This is a genomic window from Allochromatium humboldtianum (assembly GCF_013385175.1).
GTDB lineage: Bacteria > Pseudomonadota > Gammaproteobacteria > Chromatiales > Chromatiaceae > Thermochromatium > Thermochromatium humboldtianum.
In genome coordinates this window covers 156,828-177,710 of sequence record NZ_JABZEO010000006.1, presented here as the reverse complement: position 1 = coordinate 177,710, position 20,883 = coordinate 156,828, and the positions used below count along the sequence as shown (strand labels likewise).

Sequence of the window (20,883 nt, the reverse complement as noted above, 5' to 3'; positions counted from 1 at the left end):
GCGTGTTCTTATCCAGCCTGAGTCAGCCGGTCGAGCCGCAGTCGCTGGCGCTCGTCGAACAGCCGCCGCGAACCCATCCAGACGGCGACCATCGCGCCGAGTCCGGTGCCGGCGGCGATCAGGAACATGATGAGCAGTTGGTACTTGGCTGCGTCCATCGGCGGACTGCCGGCGAGGATCTGGCCGGTCATCATGCCCGGAAGACTGACCAGTCCGGCCGTGCCCATGGCATTGATGATGGGGATGAGTCCGGAGCGCAGGGCCTCGCGCCGGATGTGCTCGATGGCCTGCTCCCAGTCCTGACCGGCCAGCAGACGCGCTTCGATCCGGCCACGTGACTCCCAGGCATGGCGGGTGAGGTTGTCGAGTGCGATGGCCACGCCGCTCATGGTGTTGCCGAGCAGCATCCCTAGCAGGGGGATGAGATATTGCGGCTGATACCAGGGTTCGACCCCGATGACGACCGTGAGCGCCAGCAGGGTGACGCTGAACGAGGACAGAAACATCGAGACGGCGCCGATGCCGTAGCCCCAGGGACCGCCGAAGCGGCGCGTCTGGCGCTGCATGACCTCGAAGCCGGCGACCGAGAGCATGACCAGAGCCATGAGTCCGATCAGCGGCAGACTGGTCTGGGCGAACAGCAGTTTGAGCACCAGACCGACCAGGCTGAGCTGCACCGCACTGCGCGCGGCGGCGATCAGCACGCGCCGCTCGACCCCGAGCCGCAGTCGCCAGGACAGCACGGCCAGTAGCAGCACCAGCAGCGAGGCCAGCGACAGATCCCAGGGCGAGAGTTCGATCAGGCTGATGCTCGGGCTTGCAGGGGCGTTCGCGTCCATCAGGTCTCAGGCTCCAGCCGTCCATTGCAAATGACGAAGGCGCGCCCTCCGAGGCGTCGGCGCTGTTCGGGATCATGGCTGACCCAGAGCACAGCGGCGTCCTGTTCGCGTCGATAGGTTTCGACCAGGGTCTCGACCCGATCGCGGTTGACCGGATCGAGGTTGGCCGTCGCCTCGTCGAGCAGCAGCGCCTCGGGTCGCTGTGCCAGCAATCGCACCAGAGCCAAACGTTGGCGTTCGCCGGTCGACAGCCGTGTGACCGACCAGTCGAGCACGTCCGGCTCGAAACCGAGTCCGGTCAGCCAGCCGTTGATCTGATCTCGATGCGTAGGATGGTCCGAGTGAAACGCGCCCATCTTTTCAGCCGACAGCGTGCCGGATGTTTGAATCGCGGGGAAATGTTCCCCGACCGTCTCGGCCCACCAGAACGACTCGGCTGGCAGCAGCCCAACCCGCCGTCGCCAGACGGGCGGCGCCATCCGCGAGCGCGGCTCGGTATCGAGCCAGACCTCGCCCTGATGCGGATCGAGATCGGCGATGGCGCGCAGCAGCAGGCTCTTGCCCGACCCGGACGGACCGGAGACGAATACCCGCTCGCCGGCATCGAGCACGAGATCCACGGGCGCCAGCGTGCGATGCGTCAGTCCGTCGAGTCGCAGGCCAGCCATGCGGATTCAGCCTCAGAGGCGTCGGTAGATGAGATCGGCCACCGGATGCCCGAGCCGCTCGCCGCGCTGCTCGAACTTGGTCAGCGGACGGTTGGCGGGGCGGGGCGCATAGGCGCCGGCTCCAGCCGCGTTCTCGAACAGATCCGCCGCACCGTCGAGCACCTCGAGCATCTGCTCGGCATAGTGCGCCCAGTCGGTCGCGGCATGGAAGATCCCGCCCGGCCGGATGACGCGCGCCAGCAGTCCGACCAGCTCCGGACTCAGAATCCGCCGCTTGTGATGACGCTTCTTCGGCCAGGGATCGGGGAAGAACAGTTGCACGGCATCGAGCGCGCCCGGCTCGATCCCGGCGCGCAGCACCTCGACGGCGTCGTGACGCATCACCCGCAGATTGGTCAGACCCCGCCGCTCGATCTCCAGCAGCAGATGCCCGACGCCCGGACGATGGACCTCGATCCCGAGCCAGTTGCGCTCCGGATCGCGCTCGGCCATCTCGGCCAGCGATTCGCCGTTGCCGAAGCCGATCTCCAGCACCACCGGCCGGTCATTGCCGAACAGCGTCGCGAGATCGAGCGACGCGCCCGGCCTCCAGTCCACACCGAAGCGCGGCCAGAGTTCGTTGAAAGCACGTTCCTGAGCCGCCGTCAGACGCCCCTCGCGCAGCACGAAGCTACGGATGGCACGGCGATGCTCGGGAGGCGTGGCGTTTGAGCGAGTATCCGAAAAACTCACGGGATTCCTTGGATTCAAACGATCAAAAGAACAAACCTTCGATCGGCGAAGATGCCGAGGCAAAGCGCTTGGCCGGCATCCGCCCGGCCAGGAACGCCTCGCGCCCGGCCTCGATCGCCTTGCGCATGGCGCTGGCCATGAGGATCGGGTTCTTGGCGGCGGCAATCGCGGTGTTCATCAGCACGCCGTCGCAACCCAGCTCCATCGCCTCGGCCGCATCCGAAGCCGTGCCCACGCCAGCATCGACCAGGATCGGCACCTTGGCGTTCTCGACGATGGTCAGGATATTGAGCGGATTGCGAATGCCCAGGCCCGAGCCGATCGGCGCTGCCAGCGGCATCACGGCCACACAGCCGATGGCTTCAAGCTCGCGCGCGACGATGGGATCGTCATTGGTGTAGACCATGACCTCGAAGCCGTCCTTGACCAGGATCTCGGCGGCCTTGAGCGTGGCCATGACATCGGGGAACAGCGTCTTCTCGTCGCCGAGCACTTCGAGCTTGACCAGGTTGTGGCCGTCGAGCAGTTCGCGCGCCAGCCGACAGGTGCGCACCGCCGTGTCGACGTCATAGCAGCCGGCCGTGTTGGGCAGGATGGTGTAACGATCCGGCGGCAGCACGTCGAGAATGTTCGGCTCGTCGCTGTTCTGGCCGATGTTGGTGCGGCGCACGGCGATGGTGACGATCTCGGCGCCGCTGGCCTCAATGGCGCGCGCGGTCTCGTCCATGTCCTTGTATTTGCCGGTGCCGACCAGCAGACGCGAGCCGTAATCCTTACCGGCGATGATGAGACGATCGGAAGTTGGGGCGGGTGTGGACATGCGATGACTCTAGAGGTAGCGATTCGGACATTGGGGATTGGAAACGACAGCGCACTCGACTCAACCGCCGCCGACGGCCTGGATGATCTCGACCCTGTCGCCGACGGCCAGCCGATGCTCGGCGAAACGACTGCGCGGCACCAGTTCGGCATTGACCTCAATGGCGAAGCGCTGGCCGAGCAGCTCCAGATATTCGACGAGCTCCGACACGCGCATACCGTCGGCGATCTCGCGGGGTGCTCCGTTCAAGATGATCTTCATAGTCTGATGTATGAGTGATCCGATTAGGATTTCAGCGAACCTGATTGGCGTCCTGCCCGAGCATCTCGGGCGTCACCAGGGTGACGCCGCCCTCGCTCACATGGAAACCGGCGCGCCGATCGGCCTCGGCGTCGAGTCCGATTTGGGTGCCCTCGGGCAGCTGGCAAAAACGGTCGACGATCGCCTTGCGCACGATGCAGTTTCGCCCGATCTCCACGTCCGGCAGAATCACTGAGTCACTCACCTGGCTGTAAGAGTTCACTCGCACGTTCGAAAACAGCAGCGAATGGCGCACCGTCGCGCCCGAGATGATGCAGCCGCCCGAGACCATGGAGTCGACCGCCATGCCGCGCCGGTCGTCGTCGTCGAACACGAACTTGGCCGGCGGCAACTGTTCCTGATAGGTCCAGATCGGCCAGTTGGTGTCATAGAGGTTCAGCGGCGGCGTGACGCCGATCAGCTCCAGATTGGCCTCCCAGAAGGCGTCCAGGGTTCCGACGTCGCGCCAGTAGGCCTGATCGCCGCTGCGCGGATCGCGGAAGGTGTAGGCCATGACCCGATAGAGCTTGATGACGTTGGGGATGATGTCCTTGCCGAAGTCATGACTCGACCCCGGCATGTCCGAGTCCTTGAACAGTTGCTCGAACAGAAAACCGCGATTGAACACATAGATGCCCATCGAGGCCAGACAGCGGTCTGGCTGGCCGGGGATGGTCTCAGGGGTGGCGGGTTTCTCGGCGAAGCGGCGCACCCGGCCGTCGCTGTCGACCGACATGACGCCGAACTCGCGTGCGCGCTCCACGTCGACCTCCAGACAGCCGACCGTCATGTCGGCGCCGCTCTCGACGTGATGGGCGATCATGGCGCCATAGTCCATCTTGTAGATGTGATCGCCGGCCAGGATCAGGATGTATTCGGGATCGTGGTCGCGGATGATGTCGAGATTCTGGAACACCGCATCCGCCGTGCCGGCATACCAGGCGGTCTCGGCCACACGCTGCTGCGCCGGCCACAGCTCGACGAACTCGCCGAACTCGCCGCGCAGGAAGCCCCAGCCCTTCTGGATGTGCAGGATCAGCGAATGGGCCTTGTACTGGGTCAGCACGCCGATGCGCCGGATGCCGGAGTTGATGCAGTTGGAGAGCGGGAAGTCGATGATGCGGAACTTGCCGCCGAAGGGCACGGCGGGCTTGGAACGCCAGGCGGTCAGTTGCTTGAGTCGCGAGCCACGCCCCCCAGCCAGGATGAGCGCCAGTGTGTTGCGGGTCAGCCGGCTGATGAACCTGGGGTTGGTGTGAGCCATGGCTCCTCCTGTTTGACGACGGCCTACAAAGGATTGGGAACATCCTTATGATACCATCCCCGCGTATTCCAATCCCCAGAGGTACAGGAACGACATGGCCAACGCGACCAGATCCGCCCCCAAGCTCCCTGAACCCTTGCAGCGTATCGTCGAGGCGCGTCACCACGATCCCTTCGAGGTTCTCGGACGCCATGAGGACAACGGGCGGGCCGTCGCGCGCGTCTTCCTGCCGCAGGCCGAGCAGGTCCGACTGGTCGAACCCGACGCGCCGATGGAGCGCATCGATGGCAGTGATTTCTTCGTCTGGGAAGGCGAGGCGGGTCGGCTGCCGCAACGCTTCCAGGTCGAATGGACGGATGCCGACGGTCTGACCCATGTCCAATACGATCCCTATTGCTTCCCGCCGGTGCTGGGCGATCTCGACCTGCATCTGTTCGGCGAGGGCAAGCACTGGCACATCTACCGCATCCTCGGCTCGCACGCGGTCGAGTTCGAGGGCGTGCCCGGTATCCGCTTCGCCGTCTGGTCGCCGAATGCCGAGCGCGTCAGTGTGGTGGGCGACTTCAACGCCTGGGACGGACGCGCCAATCCGATGCGGGTGCGCGGCGGTTCGGGCGTCTGGGAGCTGTTCATTCCGGGGCTGGAGGCGGGCGGTTTCTACAAATACGAGATCCGCGACCGCGCCACCCATATCCACATCAAGATCGACCCCTATGCGCAGGCGTTCCAGGAGCGTCCGCAGACCGCCGGGCTGCTCGCCGTGGAGAGCGCCTTCGACTGGTCGGACACCGACTGGATGGAGCAACGCGCCAAGACCAACTGGCAGCAGGCGCCGATGTCGGTCTACGAGGTCCATCTCGGCTCCTGGCGGCGTGATCCCGAGGGCGACTTCCTCAACTATCGGGTGCTGGCCCACGAGATCGCCGACTACGTCAAGGAACTCGGCTTCACCCATATCGAATTGATGCCGATCACCGAGCATCCGCTCGATGCCTCCTGGGGCTATCAGTGCACCGGCTATTTCGCCCCGACCTCGCGTTTCGGCACGCCGGACGACTTCCGCTATTTCGTCGATCATTTCCACCGCGAAGGCATCGGCGTGCTGCTCGACTGGGTGCCGGCGCACTTCCCGAAGGACGCCTATGCGCTGGCGCGCTTCGACGGCACCGCGCTCTACGAGCACGCCGATCCGCGTCTGGGCGAGCACAAGGACTGGGGCACGCTGATCTTCAATTTCGGGCGCAACGAGGTACGCAACTTCCTGCTCGCCAGCGCGCTCTACTGGCTGGAGGAGTTCCACATCGACGGTCTGCGCGTCGATGCCGTGGCCTCGATGCTCTATCTGGACTATTCGCGCAATGCCGGCGAATGGATCCCCAACAAGTACGGCGGCAACGAAAACCTGGAGGCCGTCGATTTCCTGCGTGAGCTGAACATGGTCACGCACGAGCAGTTCCCCGGCACGCTCATGGTCGCCGAGGAGTCGACTGCCTGGCCGGCGGTGTCGCGTCCGACCTATCTCGGCGGGCTGGGCTTCAGCATGAAGTGGAACATGGGCTGGATGCACGACACCCTGTCCTACATGCAGAAAGACCCGATCTATCGCCACTTCCATCACGACCTGCTGACGTTCGGGCTGCTCTACGCCTTCACCGAGAACTTCGTGCTGCCCTTCTCGCACGACGAGGTCGTGCACGGCAAGAAGTCGATGCTCGACAAGATGCCGGGCGACGGCTGGCAGAAGTTCGCCAGTCTGCGCCTGCTCTACACCTTCATGTTCAGCTATCCAGGCAAGAAGCTGCTGTTCCAGGGCTGTGAGTTCGGTCAGGGCAAGGAATGGAACTTCGCCAGTCAGCTCGATTGGGAGCTGATGGAGCGCCCGCCGCATCAGGGTGTGCACAGGCTGATCGCCGATCTCAACCGGATCTACGCCGAGCTTCCGGCCCTGCACGAGGTCGATTTCGACGCGGCCGGATTCGAGTGGATCGACTGTCACGACAGTTCGCAGTCGGTGCTGAGCTATGTCCGCAAAGATCGCGCCGGCAAGACGTTGATCGCGGCGGTGTTCAACTTCACCCCAGTGCCGCGCACCAACTATCGCATCGGCGTGCCCGAGGCCGGGTTCTATCGCGAGGCGGTCAACTCGGATGCCGAGCTGTACGGCGGCAGCAACGTCGGCAATCAGGGCGGCGTGACGGCCGAGCCGGTGAGCTGGATGGGACGTCCGCACTCGCTGCTGATCTCGCTGCCGCCGCTGGCCGGGCTGATCCTGGTGCACGAGCCGCTGACCGAAGCGTCCGGCGAGGCAGAGGGCGATGACGCGGCCCCGACTTCGACGACGTCGGAGGCTCCTGAGACTTCAACGGATGCCGGCGATGCCAGTGACAAGGCCGCTTGAGGATCAGGACGCGCTGGAGCGGGCGAGGATCAATCAGGAGACGGCCCGTCTCCCGTGGCGTGAACTGCAACGCTTTTTCGCCCAGGGGCGGGTGATCGCGGTCGTGCCCGAGCTGGATCTGGTCGAGCTGGCGTTGCGCTGTTCGCGTGACGAGGCTCAGACCATCGCCGCCGATCTGGAGCAGGGCCGTCTGGCGCCGGTCAGCGACGACCAGGCACGCGCCTGGCTGGAGGCCGACGCCGAAGTCTGGGCGGTGGTCGTCAAGCCCTGGGTGCTGGTTCAGGATCGGGCTTAGATCCAGTCGAGCGGATCTTCGTCCGGGGCGGGCTTGAGTTCCGGTTGATCGATGAACAGCCGGTGCCAGATGGCGAACTGCATCAGTCCGAACAGCTCGCGTCCGCCGCCGCGTCCGGACTGACGCGCGGCGACCAGCTCGGGGATGGCGCTGACCTCGAACCAGTCACGCACGCCTGGATTGCACGCCAGCCGTCGCCCGACCTCGGCGGCCAGATCGCCGCGCAGCCAGTCGCCGACCGGGACATGGAAGCCGCGCTTGGGCCGCTCCAGATGGCCGGGCGGCAGCTTCGGCTCGGCCCAGCGTCGCACCAGCCATTTGCCCTGATGTCGGCGGACCTTGAGTTCATCCGGCAGCGACAGCCCGAACTCGACGATCCGATGGTCGAGAAAGGGTACGCGCCCCTCCAGCCCGAAGCCCATCAACAGCCGGTCGGTCTTGACCAGCAGATTGTCGGGCAGGGCCGTGACCAGGTCGGTGTACTGACGGCGCTGCATGTCCGACCAGCGGCGGGGCGTCTCGCGCCAGGCGCTGAGCACCGGCGCGCGATCGGCCTCGACGACCGCCCGCAGTGCCGACCCCATCAGGCGTCGTGTCCAGCGTCCGGCCCACTGGCCACGGGTGCGGAATCCGCCGCTGCCCGGATGCAGCATCGATTTCAGCAGCCGCTCGGCGAGCGGCGGACGATAGCGCCCGTAGCCGGCGAACGCCTCGTCGCCCCCTTCGCCCGAAAACACCACCTTCAGCTCCGCGCCCGCCGTCTCGGCCAGGATCGAGGTCGGCAGGCAGGCGTAATCGCGCATCAGCTCGTCGGCGCACCAGACCGTATGCGGCAGACGTCCGAACACCTTGGGCAGATCCAGTTCGAGCGGTCGATGGTCGAAACCGAAGTGCGCGGCCACGCACGCGGCTTCGTCCAATTCATGCGCCATGGTCGTGCCGCGATAGCCGACCGAATAGCTCTTGATGCGTCCGGCGCCCTGTTCGGCGAGCTTGGCGGCCAGCACCGCCGAATCCAGCCCGCCGGAGAGAAAGAGTCCGAAGGGGACGTCCGAACGCTGATGCTCGCGCATGGCGTCGTCCATGAGCACGTCCAGTTCGGCGCGTGCCTCATCGAACCCGATCCGGCGCGGTTCCACATCCAGCGCCGACCAGTAGCGATGCCGGCGGATGTTCAGATCGGCGTCGATCAGCAGCACCGTACCCGGCGGGACGCGCCGGATGCCGTCGATCAGCGTCTCCTCGCCGCCGGCGAACTGGTTTTGCAGGAACTGGCGTAGCGCGCTCGGCGAGATCCGGGGCGATTCGGGCAGGATCGCCAGCAGCGCCTTGATCTCGGAAGCAAACGCGATCCGGTCGGGCAGTCGGACGTAGAACAACGGCTTGATGCCGAGCCGGTCGCGTCCGAGGATCAGGCGTCCGGTGTGCGCATCATGGAGCGCGAAGGCAAACATCCCCCGCAATCGTTCCAGCGCGTCGAGTCCATGCGCTGCATAGGCGTTGAGGATGGTCTCGGAGTCCGAGCCGGTGCGCGGCGGATGCCCGAGCGCCCGCAGTTCGGCGTTCAGCTCGATGTAGTTGTAGACCTCGCCGTTGGCGACCAGCGCGAGCTGCCCGTCCGCCGACAGCAGCGGCTGATGGCCGCTCTCCAGTCCGATGATCGACAGCCGCGTCTGCACCAGACCGACCGGCCCGGCGCAATAACGGCCCCGATCGTCCGGCCCACGGTGCGCGAGCCGTTCGGCCATGCGATCGAGCAACTCAGGTTCGGGGTGCCGACCCCGAGCCAGGATGAATCCGGCGATGCCGCACATGGCCGTTCAGAGTCCGCGCAGCAGTTCGCGCACGAAGCCGGGGCCGCGATAGATGAGTCCGGTATAGACCTGGATCAGATCGGCGCCCGCCGCGAGCTTGGCACGCGCGCCCTCGGGGTCGAGGATACCGCCGACGCCAATGATGACCGGCTCGGGACCGAGCGCCGCACGCACCTTGCCCAGCAGCTCGGTCGAACGCGACAGCAGCGGTCGGCCCGAGAGTCCGCCGCTCATTCCCTCGGTCGAACTCCTGAGACCCTCGAAGCGAATCGTCGTGTTTGTCAAAATCAATCCGGTCGCCCCGGCTTCGAGCGCCGCTCGCGCACACTCGATGGCCTCGTCATCGGCCAGATCCGGCGCCAGCTTGACCAGCAGCGGACGCGGACGACTGAGGCGCTGATTCGGCCCCTGGATCGCCTCCAGGATGCGTGCGACCTCGTCGACCCGTTGCAGATCGCGCAACCCCGGCGTGTTCGGACTGGAGATGTTGACCACCACATAGTCGGCCAGCTCGCCCAAGCGCTCGAAGCTTTGCCGATAGTCATCAGCCGCCCGTTCCGCCGGTGTGACCTTGGATTTGCCCAGATTCACCCCGAGCGGGATCTCGGGCAGTCCGCGCGCGCGCAGGTGCTGGAGCCGCCGCGCCATCGCCTCAGCCCCGCCGTTGTTGAACCCCATGCGATTGATCAGCGCCTCGTCGGCCGCGAGGCGGAACAGACGCGGTCGCGGATTGCCGGGCTGGGGCAGGGCGGTCACGGTCCCGACCTCGACGAAGCCGAAACCGAGCGCCTGCCAGGCCGGCACCGCCTCGCCCTGCTTGTCCAGCCCGGCGGCCAGACCGATGGGGTTGGGGAAATGCAGACCCATGACATCGCGCGACAGCGCCGGACGCCGCGCGATGTCCGTCACGCCGAGCCGCCCGTCGAAGAGTGCCGACCAGCGTGCGAGCAGTCCGAGCGTGAGATTGTGGGCCTGCTCCGGATCGAGTTTGAACAGCGCGGCGCGGGCGAGCGGCCAGGGCGGGGTGACGAACATGGGTCTGAAGGCTCCTGTGTCGAGGCTGGTCTGGATCGATGGCGAACGCGCGTCGCGACGATCCTCAATGCTATAGTTTGAACTTTCCAATCGCGGCGATCCGGAGGAGGACAGCGCTCATGGCGATCAAAAAGATACTGATGCTGGTCGGGGACTATGTCGAGGACTACGAGGCGATGGTGCCGTTCCAGATGCTACAGATGGTCGGGCATCAGGTCCATGCGGTCTGTCCGGGCAAGCAGCCGGGCGAGCGCGTGCGCACCGCCATCCATGACTTCGAGGGCGACCAGACCTACAGTGAAAAGCCCGGCCACAACTTCGCCATCAACGCCGACTTCGCCACCGTCGATCCGGCCAAGTACGACGCCCTGGTGATCCCCGGCGGGCGCGCACCCGAATATCTGCGGCTCAATCCGCGCGTCATCGAGATCGTGCGTCACTTCGCCGCCGGCGACAAGCCGATCGCCTCGGTCTGTCATGGTCAGCAGATCCTGGCCGCTGCTGGCGTGCTCGACGGTCGCCAGTGCACCGCCTATCCGGCCGTGCGGCCCGAGTTGGAACGGGCCGGCGGCACCTGGTGCGAGGTCAACGAGACCGTCTCCAACGCCTATGTCGACGGCAAGCTGGTGACGGCTCCGGCCTGGCCCGCCCATCCGGAATGGATGCGCAAGTTCCTGGAAGTCCTGGGCAGCCGCATCGAACCCTGAACCCCGACCGTCGAGGAACCCCTCATGTCCGAGGAAGGCCGTTTCACCATCCATCTCCAGCAGCAGGAAGGTTTCCTGATCAACGTCGCCTTCGACTGGAAGCGCGCGCCGGACGTCCTGATGGACGAACCGCCGCCGCTCGGCGAGCAGCAGGGGCCGAACGCCTCGCGCATGCTCGCTGCTGCCGCCGCCAACTGCCTGAGCGCCAGCCTGCTCTACTGCGTCTTCAAGGAGGAACCGCCCGAGAACTGTCTGCGCGCCGAGGCCACCTGCATCATGGTCCGCAACGAGCGCAAGCGGCTGCGCATCGGCTCGATGGAGATCCGGCTGATCGTCAGCGAGGCGGTCACGCAGTCGGCGCGTTTCGCCCGCTGCAAGGATCTGTTCGAGGACTTCTGCGTGGTCTCGGCCAGCATCCGTCAGGGCATCCCGATGCGGGTGACGGTCGAGGACGAGGCGGGCGAGATCCTGCATACCTCGTCTTGAAGCCAACGGTATAGGCTCGCTGTACAGACTTGATAACGGTTCAAAAGCGACTGAGCCATTACGGCTCCTTCTCACCCTCTCCCGCCAGGGGATGGGGCCAAGATGAGCCGGTCGTCGTTGGTGAGCGGGATAAGGGCCTGATCCGGGCCGCCGTCCAAAATATGTCTACTTGGGCGGCGGGCGGTTTAGAATGACCGCCTCACTGCTGTGTGGAGGAGTGTGTCATGATCCAGCACGATGCCGCTGACGCGGAACGGTTCGAACAAGTCATCGTGGAGTCGGTTCGGCACATCCTGGAGTATCCCGATCCGCGCGATTATATCGACTGGGCCGACGACTATATCCCCGCGACCCTGGGTCTGTGGGATTCCAGTCTCGACCCCGGCGAGATCGTGCGGCTGACGCGGATGCTCGCTACCCTGATCTGGAACGCCACGCCGCTGCCATCCAACGCCTTCCAGCCGCGTCCGCTGCCGCAGCCTGAACCCGAAGAGCCCTGTCTCTGCGGCTCCGGCTTTGCCTACGGTGAATGTTGCGGCAACCTCGACGAACTGCCGCACCTCTCGACCGAGCTGGTCTGGGACATCGTCATCGAGCTGCTGTCGGAGGATGGGGTGCGCGCGGCCCTGGCCAGCGGCGCCATCCCAGAACCGCTGCTGGCACGCATCGCCGACCGCTGGCTCGACGAGGATCGGCCCGGACGGGTAGTGACCCTGCTGGAACCGCTGTTCGCCGGAGCGCTCGATGCGCTCGATGGTCGCTACGAGCCGGCGCTGGATCTGCTCTGCGACGCCTATGACCGGCTCGACCACTGGCGCAAGAAGCTCACGCTGCTCCAGCGCGTCTGCGAGGAAGGCGGTCGTGCGCTCCAGTCGGCGGCCTGGCAGCGACTCGGCACCATGAACATCGACGCCGGCGACTACGATCTGGCCCAGATGGCCTTCACCGCCGCCCAGCGCAGCGACCCCGACAGTCCGGGCACGGCCCTGCTCGAAATCACCCTGCTGGTCGCTCAGCACAAGGACGATCTGGCGCGCGAGCGGGCGCGCTTCTGGCTTCATCGCTTCAAACGTCTGGGTGTCGAGTCCGAGAGCTTCCTGGAGTTTCTCAAACAGGTCGTGGTCGATCCGCAGGAAGCCATGGTCAACACCCAGGCCGACGTGCTCGACCCGGCGCTGGTGGATCTGCACGACTGGGTCGCGGTCGCCATGGCCCGTCCGCTGCCTGATTATGGTCTGGTCAAGCGTCGCCCGCCGCGCGCCCGAACGCCGACACAGCCGCGCAGCACACACACGCAGTTCGAGCTTTTCGAGGGATTGGAGGCACGCACGCCCCCGGCCAGTGAGACCGACGACGCCGAGGCCCTGCCCGATGCCTGGAGCGATACCGGCCGCCCGGTCGGTTTGCGCGCGCCGTCCGAGGTTCGGGCGTCCGAGGATCTCTGGCGCCGGCTCTATCCCGGCGGCAAGCCGCGCTCGATCCATCTGACCCTGGCCGAAGAACTCGACGTCTGGTCCGAGCCGGGCTGGCTGGACCATCTGCTCGGTCATCCCGAGTTGGCCGACAGCCTGGACGTGCTCGACGATCTGGCCACGGCGCTCTATGTCCATCCCGAGAGCGCACTGCCCTGGATCGCCCATGCTCTGCTCACGCCCGTGCTCGACCGCGCCTGGTCGATCCTGCAACAGGTGCTGCCGCCGGACGCGGGCCGACAACTGCCCTGGTCGATCGAGGCCAACCGTCCGGCACTGCGTCTGCTGTTCCGGCGCTATCTGGCCCAGTCCCAGGAGGGACAGGCCGAGGAGGCGCGGCGCACGCTCGAAACCCTGCTGCGCCTCAACCCTCAGGACAACCATGGCGCACGCGCCGAGCTGATGAACCTCTATCTGCGCGACGGCGAGGACGAGCGTGCCCTGGCCCTGGCGCGGCGCTTCCCGGACGACCTGCTCGCCGACCTGGCCTATGGCGAGGTGCTGGCGCTCTATCGGCTCGGACGCGAGGAACGGGCGCGCACCGTGCTCCAGACCGCCATGCGCCGCCTGCCGCGCATCCCGCGCTATCTGACGCGCAAACGCATCAAACAGCCGCGCCTCGATCCGCTCGGCGTCACCCTCGGCGGCGAGGATCAGGCCTGGCTGTATCGCGAGGCCATGCGCGACGTCTGGGCCGCCGAGCCGGGCGTGCTGGACTGGTTGAAACGCTGTCTGGTCTAACGATCGCAACGCAACCATTGGAGGTATACAGATGGACACTCGCTATCGCATCGTCTATTCGGGACGGTTGTCGCTGGGTCACAGTCATCACGAGGTCATGGAGCAGCTCGCGCGCAAGTTCAACATGACCGAAGAGGAAGCTCGAGAACTGGTAATGAACGGCAGCGGACGGGTCATCAAACATGACCTTAGCGCCGCCAAGGCCGAGCGTTATCGGAACGAGCTGGCCTCGGTGGGGCTGGAGGTCGATATCGAGGCACAGGCGCCGTCGGGCACCTCCGGGCCGTCGCTGGCCAAGCCGGCGGCATCGGACTCCAGGGCGTCGTCACCGATCGATCTCGGCGCCGCCTCGGATCGACTCGGCGAGCCGAACGCCGTCGAGGCCGGTCGTGGCTGGGGCTGGATCCAGGACGCCTGGGGGCTGTTCAAGCAGGCGCCCTGGGCCTGGATCGGCGCCCTGCTGCTGTTCTATCTGATTGTCATCGTGGTCAGTCTGGTGCCGCTGATCGGCGGACTGGCGACGACCGTTCTCGGTCCGATGTTCACCGCCGGACTCATGCTCGGCGCCCAGGCTCAGGATCGCGGCGAGGGATTCGGCGTCGGTCAGCTCTTCGCCGGATTCTCGGTGCGACCGGGTCCGCTGGCGCTCGTCGGTGTCGTCTATCTGGGACTGGCGCTGCTCATCGGGTTGGTGATCGGTCTGCTGTTCATCGTCATGGTCGGCGGCTCGGGCATGATGGTCCCCGAGATGGCGCCAGGTACGACCATGACACCCGAGCAATTCGAGGCCATGGCCGCCGGTCCGCAGTTCATGCTGCCGGTCCTGATCGCGCTGCTGCTCGGTATCCCGCTGGCCATGGCCATGTTCTTCGCCCCGGCGCTCGTGGCCCTGGACGCCGTGCCCGTCATGCAGGCCTTCAAGCTCAGCTTCATGGGCTGTCTGAGGAACATCCTGCCGTTCCTGGTCTTCGGGCTGATCGCATTCGTCCTGCTCTTCGTCGGCGCGATCCCCTTCTTGTTGGGCTGGCTCGTGCTCTTGCCCGTGCTGACCATCGCGGTCTATACCGCCTATCGCGACATCTTTCGTTGACGTAGGCGTTGGACCAGCCAGCGTAGCGGGGCGGTGATCCGCCAGGAGGTCGAACGTTCGATGGCGGAGAGTCGGTCCTCGAAGTCTCCGCATGGCCGGCGCAGCGACTCGGCCAGATCCTTCAGCGAACACTCGGCGTCGGGGCGCATCCGGTCCCAGGGCGGCGCGCGCAGTTCATCGCGACTCAGGAGCCGGAAGGCCTCGGCGGCGCGGATCTCGGGCGGGAGGGTATAGGTGCGAAAGCTGTTCAGTCCGGCGACATGGCGGTCGTAGTCCTGCTGAGCCATCTGGGTCGTGAAACAGGCCATGGCGGTGCGCTTGCGCTCGGCCAGATCCGTGATGTCGAGCAAGCGATTCGGCCACAGCGGCGAGCCGACCTCGTAGAAGGCGAGCCGGATCGGACGCTCACAGCGCCGCACCGCCTCGGCGCTCGCCAGCGCCAGCGTCAGATGATCCGGGTGGATCTCCCACCAGGACGGCGCATAGACCAGATCCGCCGACCAGTGGGCGATCGCGTCCAGGATCTGCCCGATCAGCGCCTCGCCATAGTTCAGCCCCCGATCCGGCCAGCCCCAGAACACCGGGTCGACATGGCCGAGCACCGCCGCCGCACGCCGGGTCTCGTCCCGACGTGTCCGGATCGGATCGGGCTGATCCGGCCCCACACCCAGGGCGCCATCCGTGACGACGATGACCCGCACTGGGTCTCCCGCCGCGAGATGACGCATAATGGCGCCCCCGCAGCCGAAGACCTCGTCGTCGGGATGCGGCGCCAGCACCAGCACGCGCCCGTGCGCCAGACAGTGCTCGGCGTGATAGGGAACGAATTCGTGTTCAGCCAAGCTCACAGTCAGGTATCGTCTTGATCAATTACTCGGTCTCCTGGTCGTCCCAGTCCGCTCCAGCCGCCACGAAACCGGCCGATCCGCTCGCCGCCGGACTCGACGCCCACCTGCAGGGCGACCTGGAACGCGCTATCGCCGATTATGCGCGAGCCCTGCGCGAGCGGCCACAGCGCATCCTGGCTGCCTACAACCTGGGCGTGGCCCTGATCGACGCCGGTTGCGGGCTGAGTTCGATCGCGCTGTTTGCGCGCGCGACGATGCAATGGCCAAACTCAGCCGTGTTACGCGGCGCCTGGATCTACAGTCTGGTCCGTGCCGGACGCCATCCCGAGGCCGAACAGCGGCTGGCCGAGGCCGAGTCGCTGGGCCTGCCGCCCGAGACCCTGGCGCGCTGGCGCGCCTGGATCGACGCGCCCACGCCCGAGGAGCATGAAGCCGAATCGCGTCCAGCACCGGCCCAAATCGGCGCCGAGCCGCCTGATGCACCCCTGAACCTGCCGACCGGATCGGCCGTGCAGGCCCGGCTCCAGGAAGCCTTCGCCCGTCTGATCCAGCTCTACCAGTCCGGCCGCTTCGAGCCGCTGCTCACCGAGCTGGAGCGCGCGCTCGCCGAGCAGCCCTCCTGGGGGGAGGCTCATCATCTGCGTGGTCTGGCCGCCATGGCGCAGCGCGACTTCGAGACGGCGCGCCGGTCGCTCGCGCGTGCCGCCGAACTCATCCCCGGCCGCGCCGAGCTCTGGGACCATCTGGGCGTGGCCTGCTCACGGCTCGGCGATGCCGAGGGTGCGCAACGGGCCATCGAACAATCCCTGTGCCTGAATCCACTGCGCGCCGAGACCTGGAACAATGCCGCCGATGCCGCGCTGCGCTGCAATCAGTTGGAGGCGTCCTTCCAATACGCGCTCCAGTCGCTGCGGCTCGACCCCGAACTCCTGATCGCCGGCTATTCGCTGCTGCAAGCCGCCTACAAGCTGCTCGAACGCGACCGGCCTGAGACCGAGCCGGCCGAGGACCGGAACGGACCGCTGGCGTTCGCCGCCGAAACCGTCAAATCCAAGGCGACCGACCCCGAGCGCACCCTGATGCTGGCCGGTTGGCTGTCGGATCTGGGGCGTTTCGAGGATGCCGTCGATATCCTCGCGCGCGCCCATGAGTCTGTGGAACTCCAGCCGTCGCGACTGCTCGCCGAGCTGATCCGCAACCAGTTGCATGTCTGCGACTGGCGCCGGTTCGACGAACGTTGCGCGACCCTGGTCGAACGGGTCCGTACATCCGATCAGGCTGTCATCCGGCCATTCGCCGCGCTCGCCATCCCCGGACTCACGGCCCTCGATCAGCAGCGCATCGCGCGCCAGCAGGCCGCCGAATATGCGCCCTGGTCGACGCGCGCCCAGGCGTTGCCGCCGACTCCGCCCAAGCCGGCCGGGGCGCGTCTGCGCATCGGCTATCTCTCCGACGACCTCCAGGAGCACGCCACCGCCTATCTCACTGCCGCGCTCTTCGAGCGTCATGATCGCCAGCAGTTCGAGATCTTCGCCTATTCCACCGGCCACGACGATGGCGGTCCCATGCGTCGGCGTCTGCGTGCGGCCATCGAGCACTTCGTCGACATCCGTGAGCTGACCCACGAGGCAGCGGCGCGACGCATCCGCGAGGACGGCATCGATATCCTCGTCGACCTCAAGGGCTATACCCGCAATGCGCGCCTGGAAATCCTGGCCCAGCGCCCGAGTCCGATCCAAGCGAGCTGGCTCGGCTTTCCGGGCGGGCTGGGAAGCGACTTCATCGACTATCTGATCGCCGACCCGATCGTGGTTCCGCCCGAGTCCGTCGCGGCCTATGACGAAGCCATCGCTTATCTGCCCGACGCCTATGCCCCGGTCGACGACCGGCGTCAGGTCGGCGCACGGCCCACGCGCACCCAGGCCGGGCTGCCCGAGGACGCCTTCGTCTTCGCCTGTTTCAACGATCCCTACAAGATCACGCCCGCGGTCTTCGAGCGCTGGTGCCGGCTGCTCCACGCCGTCCCCGGCTCGGTGCTCTGGCTCTATGCGCGCACCGAGGCCATCCGGCGCAATCTGAGGCACGAGGCCGAGCGGCGCGGTCTGGCCGCCGATCGGCTGATCTTCGCGCCCAAGCGTCCTCAGTCCGAGCATCTGGCGCGTCTGCCGCTGGCCGATCTCATGCTCGATACGCTGCCGGTCAATGCCCACACCACGGCCTCGGACGCGCTCTGGATGGGCGTGCCGCTCGTGACCTGTCAGGGCGAGACCTTCGCGGCGCGCGTGGCCTCCAGTCTGCTTGCGGCCAGTGGTCTGAGCGAACTGATCGCCACGGATCTCGACCGCTATCAGGCGCTGGCGCTCGATCTGGCCACCCATCCGGCGCGGCTCCAGGAACTGCGGACACGCTTGAGCGAGGCCAGGACGCGCGCGCCCTTCTTCGACGGCGAGCGCTTCGCCCGCCGGCTCGAGGAGCTCTATCGGCGCCTTTGGGAGCGTCATCTCCAGGGCGGTGGGCCGGATCGGCTCGATGCACCGGCGTGCTCGGGCGCGAAGGAATAAAGGGCTTGCCGGACGTGGGTCTTCCACTGGATAATTCTTCGATGGATCGATATCAACTGCGCGTTGCCGAGTCCGACGATGAGTCCAGGCTGCGCGAGCTCTTCGCCGCCGTTTTTGGTGAGCAACGGACATCCGAGCAATGGCGCTGGAAGTATGGCGCCAGTTGTGCACTCGCTGCGAGTGCCGGATACCGATGCGCCGACTCGGTCGTCGCGCTCGACGAGACCGGAAGGCTGGTCGCCCACGCCGGTGCGCTGACCTTGCCCGGCTGGCGTGAGGGCGCACCGATTCCGATCGTCCAGGTCTGCGACGTGATGGTGCATCCCGAGCATCGGGGTGGGCTGGGTCGCAACAACCTCTTCACGCTCATGCTGCGCGATCTGCTCGCGCGCATCGCCGAGCGGTTGCCGACGGCGTTTCGCTATGGTTTTCCGGGTTGGCGTCCCTATCTCATCGGCGAACGTTCAGGCGTCTACGAGCGTCTGGAGATCGCCCTGGAGTCGCGTCTCACGGGGCCGCGCGGCTGGAACAACCTCTGGCGCGCCGCGCCGCTGGACTGGCAGGATACGCGCCTCGATGCGCTCTGGGAGCGTCTGAGCGGCCAATGTCGTCTGGGACTGGTGCGCGATCGTGCCTATCTGCGCTGGCGCTATGCCGACAACCCCAGTCATCGCTATCGTCTCTATGGTCTGAGCCGGTTTGGGCGGCTGGCGGGTTGGGGTGTTTGCTCGGAGGATGGTTCCGAGCCGAATCTGGTCGACCTCTGGTTGCCGTCGGCGGGTGTGGGGGCCGCCTTGCGCGCTCTGGTGGCGCGTCTGGAGTCTGATCTGGGGCGGACTGGCATTCGCGCTTGGCTGCCGGACGGCTATCGGGTGGCCCAGGGCGTCCCTGGCGCAGAAACCCCGGTCGTAGTGGCCAACATGCGTTGGGAGTCGGCAATCTCGGCTGAGATTGCGCGCGATCTTTTGTATTATACGATGGGCGATGTGGATATCTTCTGAGGCGCTCCGAGTCCTCGCCGCCGTCGGAGGTGACGACCGCGCTGCCTCGTGCTATCCGGATTGCTGTGGCGAAAAAGTCATGTAGTTCGGCTTGAGCGACATTTTCGTCAGGTGTTGTCAATTTGCAACAGGAGGTGTGGGTGTGCTTGAAAATCAGTCTAACAAACTCGTTTTTAAGTCTTTTTTCGGTGCGCTCCGCTGGCGCGGGTCCAGTCGGGCGTCGCTAAATTTACGGATGTGGGTTGACAACAACAATTTGTGGTGTAGACTCCTGGACGAGCCGCGAGCCAGCGTGGCATGCGTTTCGGATGGGCGGCGCCTCCGCTAACTCCAGCATGAGTAGTCCACGAGATCCGGAATACTCAAACCCTTTGGTCAGTTTGTAACGTGTGAATCACAGGAGAACTCCAGCGATGTTCGCAAAAAATACTCTCGCATCCGCGGTCGCGGCAGCCATCGGCGTTTCGGCGGTTGGTGTAGCCCAGGCCGATACCGTCTTCTTCCCCTATGCAGCTCTGAGCCCGACTGTCACCACCATCGTCAGCGTCATCAACACGACCGATGACAACTGGAACCAGAACGGCCAATTCGCCGCAACTCACCTGCACTACCGCTTCTACTACAAGAGCGTCGCTGCCGGCGAGGGCCTCCTGAATCCTTGCGAGGAGTACAACGAGTTCCTGCCGACCAGCCGTAACGACATCCAGACCATCGACCTGGGTGGCGTCTTCGCCAACGACACCGCAGGTGTGCTCTTCAGCGATCCGAGCATCAACAACCAGTGGCAGCAGTCCGGTCGTGACTATGCCCTCGGTCGCAATGTTCAGCCCGCTCGCGGCTACCTGACCGTCGACAACAGCGATGGCACCTCTGTCGACGTGGATGGTGATGACGGCGAGACCCTCGCCGGCGAAGCTTTCGTGTTTGAGTTCGGCAGCGGTGCAGCTTGGGGTTATCAGGCTTACAGCTCTGATGACAACGACTTCCGCTTCGCGGCTTCGCAGAGTCCCTCGCCTGTGGCTGTGATGCCTTTCGACGAGATCACGACCGCCTTCTTCGTGACGCCTGTCGATCAGGATCAGCATCCTGATTTCGCGAACAACTATCGTGCTCGTATCGAGTTCGTGACTTCTGCTCGTGGCGACCTCTTCGATCGCGACGAGAACCTGATCTCCGGTACCATCCCGCAGGATGTGGTCTGCGTTGGGCGTATCGATGCGATCGACATGCTGAGTGACGGTACTGCCGCTCGTCTCGTCAAGGGAGGCTGGGGCAGTTTGTGGAATTACCGTGTCGTGAAGCCGGCTGGCAGTGATACCTGGGTTCCGGCCAAATTCGACTCGGCTGGCAGTGGCGGCATTTCTGAGGTCTCCAGCAGAAATCTGACCGACGATGGCGCTGTCGTCATCAAGCTCGAGTACAACACCGGCGGTACCTTCAATGAAGAGGCTGTGGGCGGAACCTACAACAACGCAATCATGTTCGGCCCTGACGAATACAACCGCTTCCGTGTTCAACCCTAATGAAGGCAACCCCTTCTGACGTCTAGATCGCTCCTTGATCGATCAAATCGTCGACTACTGGTAGGACTGGCCAACATCTGTCCCAACCAGTAGACCAAAAAAGCCGCCTCCGGGCGGCTTTTTCATGGAAGTATCGTAAGCATTTTGCATCTTTGATTGCCTTACAATAACTTCTGATTCAAACGTTGGCTGTCGGGGATTCTAAGTGATCGTTCAAAAATTCAAGACCCTGGGGCTGGGCTGTGTCCTAGGTGCATTTGTCATGGGTGGCTTTTCATTCGCCGCTGAT

At 65.4% G+C, this 20,883-nt stretch carries 18 protein-coding genes; 9 read left to right on the top strand and 9 right to left on the bottom strand.

Annotation, left to right across the window (positions count from 1 at the left end):
- Nucleotides 1-8: 8 nt before the first annotated feature.
- The 6 genes from HW932_RS10825 to glgC are packed head-to-tail and all read right to left on the bottom strand — an operon-like array spanning nucleotide 9 to nucleotide 4,623.
- Complete coding sequence (locus HW932_RS10825) at nucleotides 9-809, bottom strand: ABC transporter permease (RefSeq protein WP_176976614.1); 801 nt, start codon at nucleotides 807-809, stop codon at nucleotides 9-11.
- Between the two features lie 29 nt (nucleotides 810-838).
- Entirely contained in the window at nucleotides 839-1,507 is a 669-nt protein-coding gene (locus tag HW932_RS10820) for an ABC transporter ATP-binding protein (RefSeq protein ID WP_176976504.1), read from the bottom strand.
- A gap of 12 nt (nucleotides 1,508-1,519) precedes the next feature.
- Nucleotides 1,520-2,239: a tRNA (guanosine(46)-N7)-methyltransferase TrmB gene (gene trmB / locus HW932_RS10815; RefSeq protein WP_176976503.1), complete on the bottom strand. Its 720-nt coding sequence runs from the start codon at nucleotides 2,237-2,239 to the stop codon at nucleotides 1,520-1,522.
- Between the two features lie 22 nt (nucleotides 2,240-2,261).
- Nucleotides 2,262-3,059, bottom strand: coding sequence for a thiazole synthase (locus HW932_RS10810; protein ID WP_176976502.1), 798 nt, complete (start codon nucleotides 3,057-3,059; stop codon nucleotides 2,262-2,264).
- A 60-nt stretch (nucleotides 3,060-3,119) separates the two neighbouring features.
- Complete coding sequence (thiS, locus tag HW932_RS10805) at nucleotides 3,120-3,320, bottom strand: sulfur carrier protein ThiS (protein WP_176976501.1); 201 nt, start codon at nucleotides 3,318-3,320, stop codon at nucleotides 3,120-3,122.
- A 31-nt stretch (nucleotides 3,321-3,351) separates the two neighbouring features.
- Nucleotides 3,352-4,623, bottom strand: coding sequence for a glucose-1-phosphate adenylyltransferase (gene glgC, locus HW932_RS10800; RefSeq protein ID WP_176976500.1), 1,272 nt, complete (start codon nucleotides 4,621-4,623; stop codon nucleotides 3,352-3,354).
- A 94-nt stretch (nucleotides 4,624-4,717) separates the two neighbouring features.
- Here glgC and glgB point away from each other — a divergent pair, with 94 nt between their 5' ends.
- Entirely contained in the window at nucleotides 4,718-7,021 is a 2,304-nt protein-coding gene (glgB, locus tag HW932_RS10795; protein WP_176976499.1) for a 1,4-alpha-glucan branching protein GlgB, read from the top strand.
- Nucleotides 6,999-7,316: a DUF2288 domain-containing protein gene (locus HW932_RS10790; RefSeq protein WP_176976498.1), complete on the top strand. Its 318-nt coding sequence runs from the start codon at nucleotides 6,999-7,001 to the stop codon at nucleotides 7,314-7,316. The genes glgB and HW932_RS10790 overlap by 23 nt, the downstream gene beginning before the upstream one ends.
- On the opposite strand, the gene asnB is transcribed toward HW932_RS10790, so the two are convergent.
- Nucleotides 7,313-9,130, bottom strand: a complete 1,818-nt coding sequence (asnB, locus tag HW932_RS10785; protein WP_176976497.1) for an asparagine synthase (glutamine-hydrolyzing) — start codon at nucleotides 9,128-9,130, stop codon at nucleotides 7,313-7,315. The two genes, HW932_RS10790 and asnB, sit on opposite strands and share 4 nt — an antisense overlap.
- Before the next feature lie 6 nt (nucleotides 9,131-9,136).
- Nucleotides 9,137-10,165 (bottom strand): quinone-dependent dihydroorotate dehydrogenase, encoded by a 1,029-nt coding sequence (locus HW932_RS10780; RefSeq protein WP_176976496.1) that lies wholly within the window; start codon nucleotides 10,163-10,165, stop codon nucleotides 9,137-9,139.
- Nucleotides 10,166-10,284: 119 nt separating this feature from the next.
- Here HW932_RS10780 and HW932_RS10775 point away from each other — a divergent pair, with 119 nt between their 5' ends.
- The 4 genes from HW932_RS10775 to HW932_RS10760 all read left to right on the top strand — a co-directional run bounded on the left by HW932_RS10775 (nucleotide 10,285) and on the right by HW932_RS10760 (nucleotide 14,661).
- Entirely contained in the window at nucleotides 10,285-10,872 is a 588-nt protein-coding gene (locus tag HW932_RS10775; protein WP_176976495.1) for a DJ-1/PfpI family protein, read from the top strand.
- Nucleotides 10,873-10,896: 24 nt separating this feature from the next.
- Nucleotides 10,897-11,358, top strand: a complete 462-nt coding sequence (locus HW932_RS10770; RefSeq protein ID WP_176976494.1) for an OsmC family protein — start codon at nucleotides 10,897-10,899, stop codon at nucleotides 11,356-11,358.
- Between the two features lie 224 nt (nucleotides 11,359-11,582).
- Nucleotides 11,583-13,571, top strand: a complete 1,989-nt coding sequence (locus HW932_RS10765; protein ID WP_176976493.1) for an outer membrane protein assembly factor BamD — start codon at nucleotides 11,583-11,585, stop codon at nucleotides 13,569-13,571.
- Between the two features lie 31 nt (nucleotides 13,572-13,602).
- Nucleotides 13,603-14,661, top strand: coding sequence for a BPSS1780 family membrane protein (locus HW932_RS10760; protein ID WP_176976492.1), 1,059 nt, complete (start codon nucleotides 13,603-13,605; stop codon nucleotides 14,659-14,661).
- On the opposite strand, the gene HW932_RS10755 is transcribed toward HW932_RS10760, so the two are convergent.
- On the bottom strand, nucleotides 14,640-15,503 hold the full coding sequence (locus HW932_RS10755; protein ID WP_222932311.1) for a PIG-L deacetylase family protein: 864 nt from the start codon (nucleotides 15,501-15,503) through the stop codon (nucleotides 14,640-14,642). The two genes, HW932_RS10760 and HW932_RS10755, sit on opposite strands and share 22 nt — an antisense overlap.
- A gap of 20 nt (nucleotides 15,504-15,523) precedes the next feature.
- Between HW932_RS10755 and HW932_RS10750 the strand changes: the two genes are divergently transcribed.
- The 3 genes from HW932_RS10750 (at nucleotide 15,524) to HW932_RS10740 (ending at nucleotide 20,594) form a co-directional block, all read left to right on the top strand.
- The gene (locus HW932_RS10750; protein WP_176976490.1) at nucleotides 15,524-18,070 is read left to right on the top strand and encodes a tetratricopeptide repeat protein; all 2,547 of its coding nucleotides are present in this window, start codon (nucleotides 15,524-15,526) and stop codon (nucleotides 18,068-18,070) included.
- Between the two features lie 41 nt (nucleotides 18,071-18,111).
- Nucleotides 18,112-19,071: a GNAT family N-acetyltransferase gene (locus HW932_RS10745; RefSeq protein ID WP_176976489.1), complete on the top strand. Its 960-nt coding sequence runs from the start codon at nucleotides 18,112-18,114 to the stop codon at nucleotides 19,069-19,071.
- 413 nt (nucleotides 19,072-19,484) lie between these two features.
- Nucleotides 19,485-20,594 carry a hypothetical protein gene (locus tag HW932_RS10740; RefSeq protein ID WP_176976488.1) on the top strand — a complete coding sequence of 370 codons (1,110 nt, stop codon included), beginning with the start codon at nucleotides 19,485-19,487 and terminating at the stop codon, nucleotides 20,592-20,594.
- Nucleotides 20,595-20,883 lie beyond the last annotated feature (289 nt).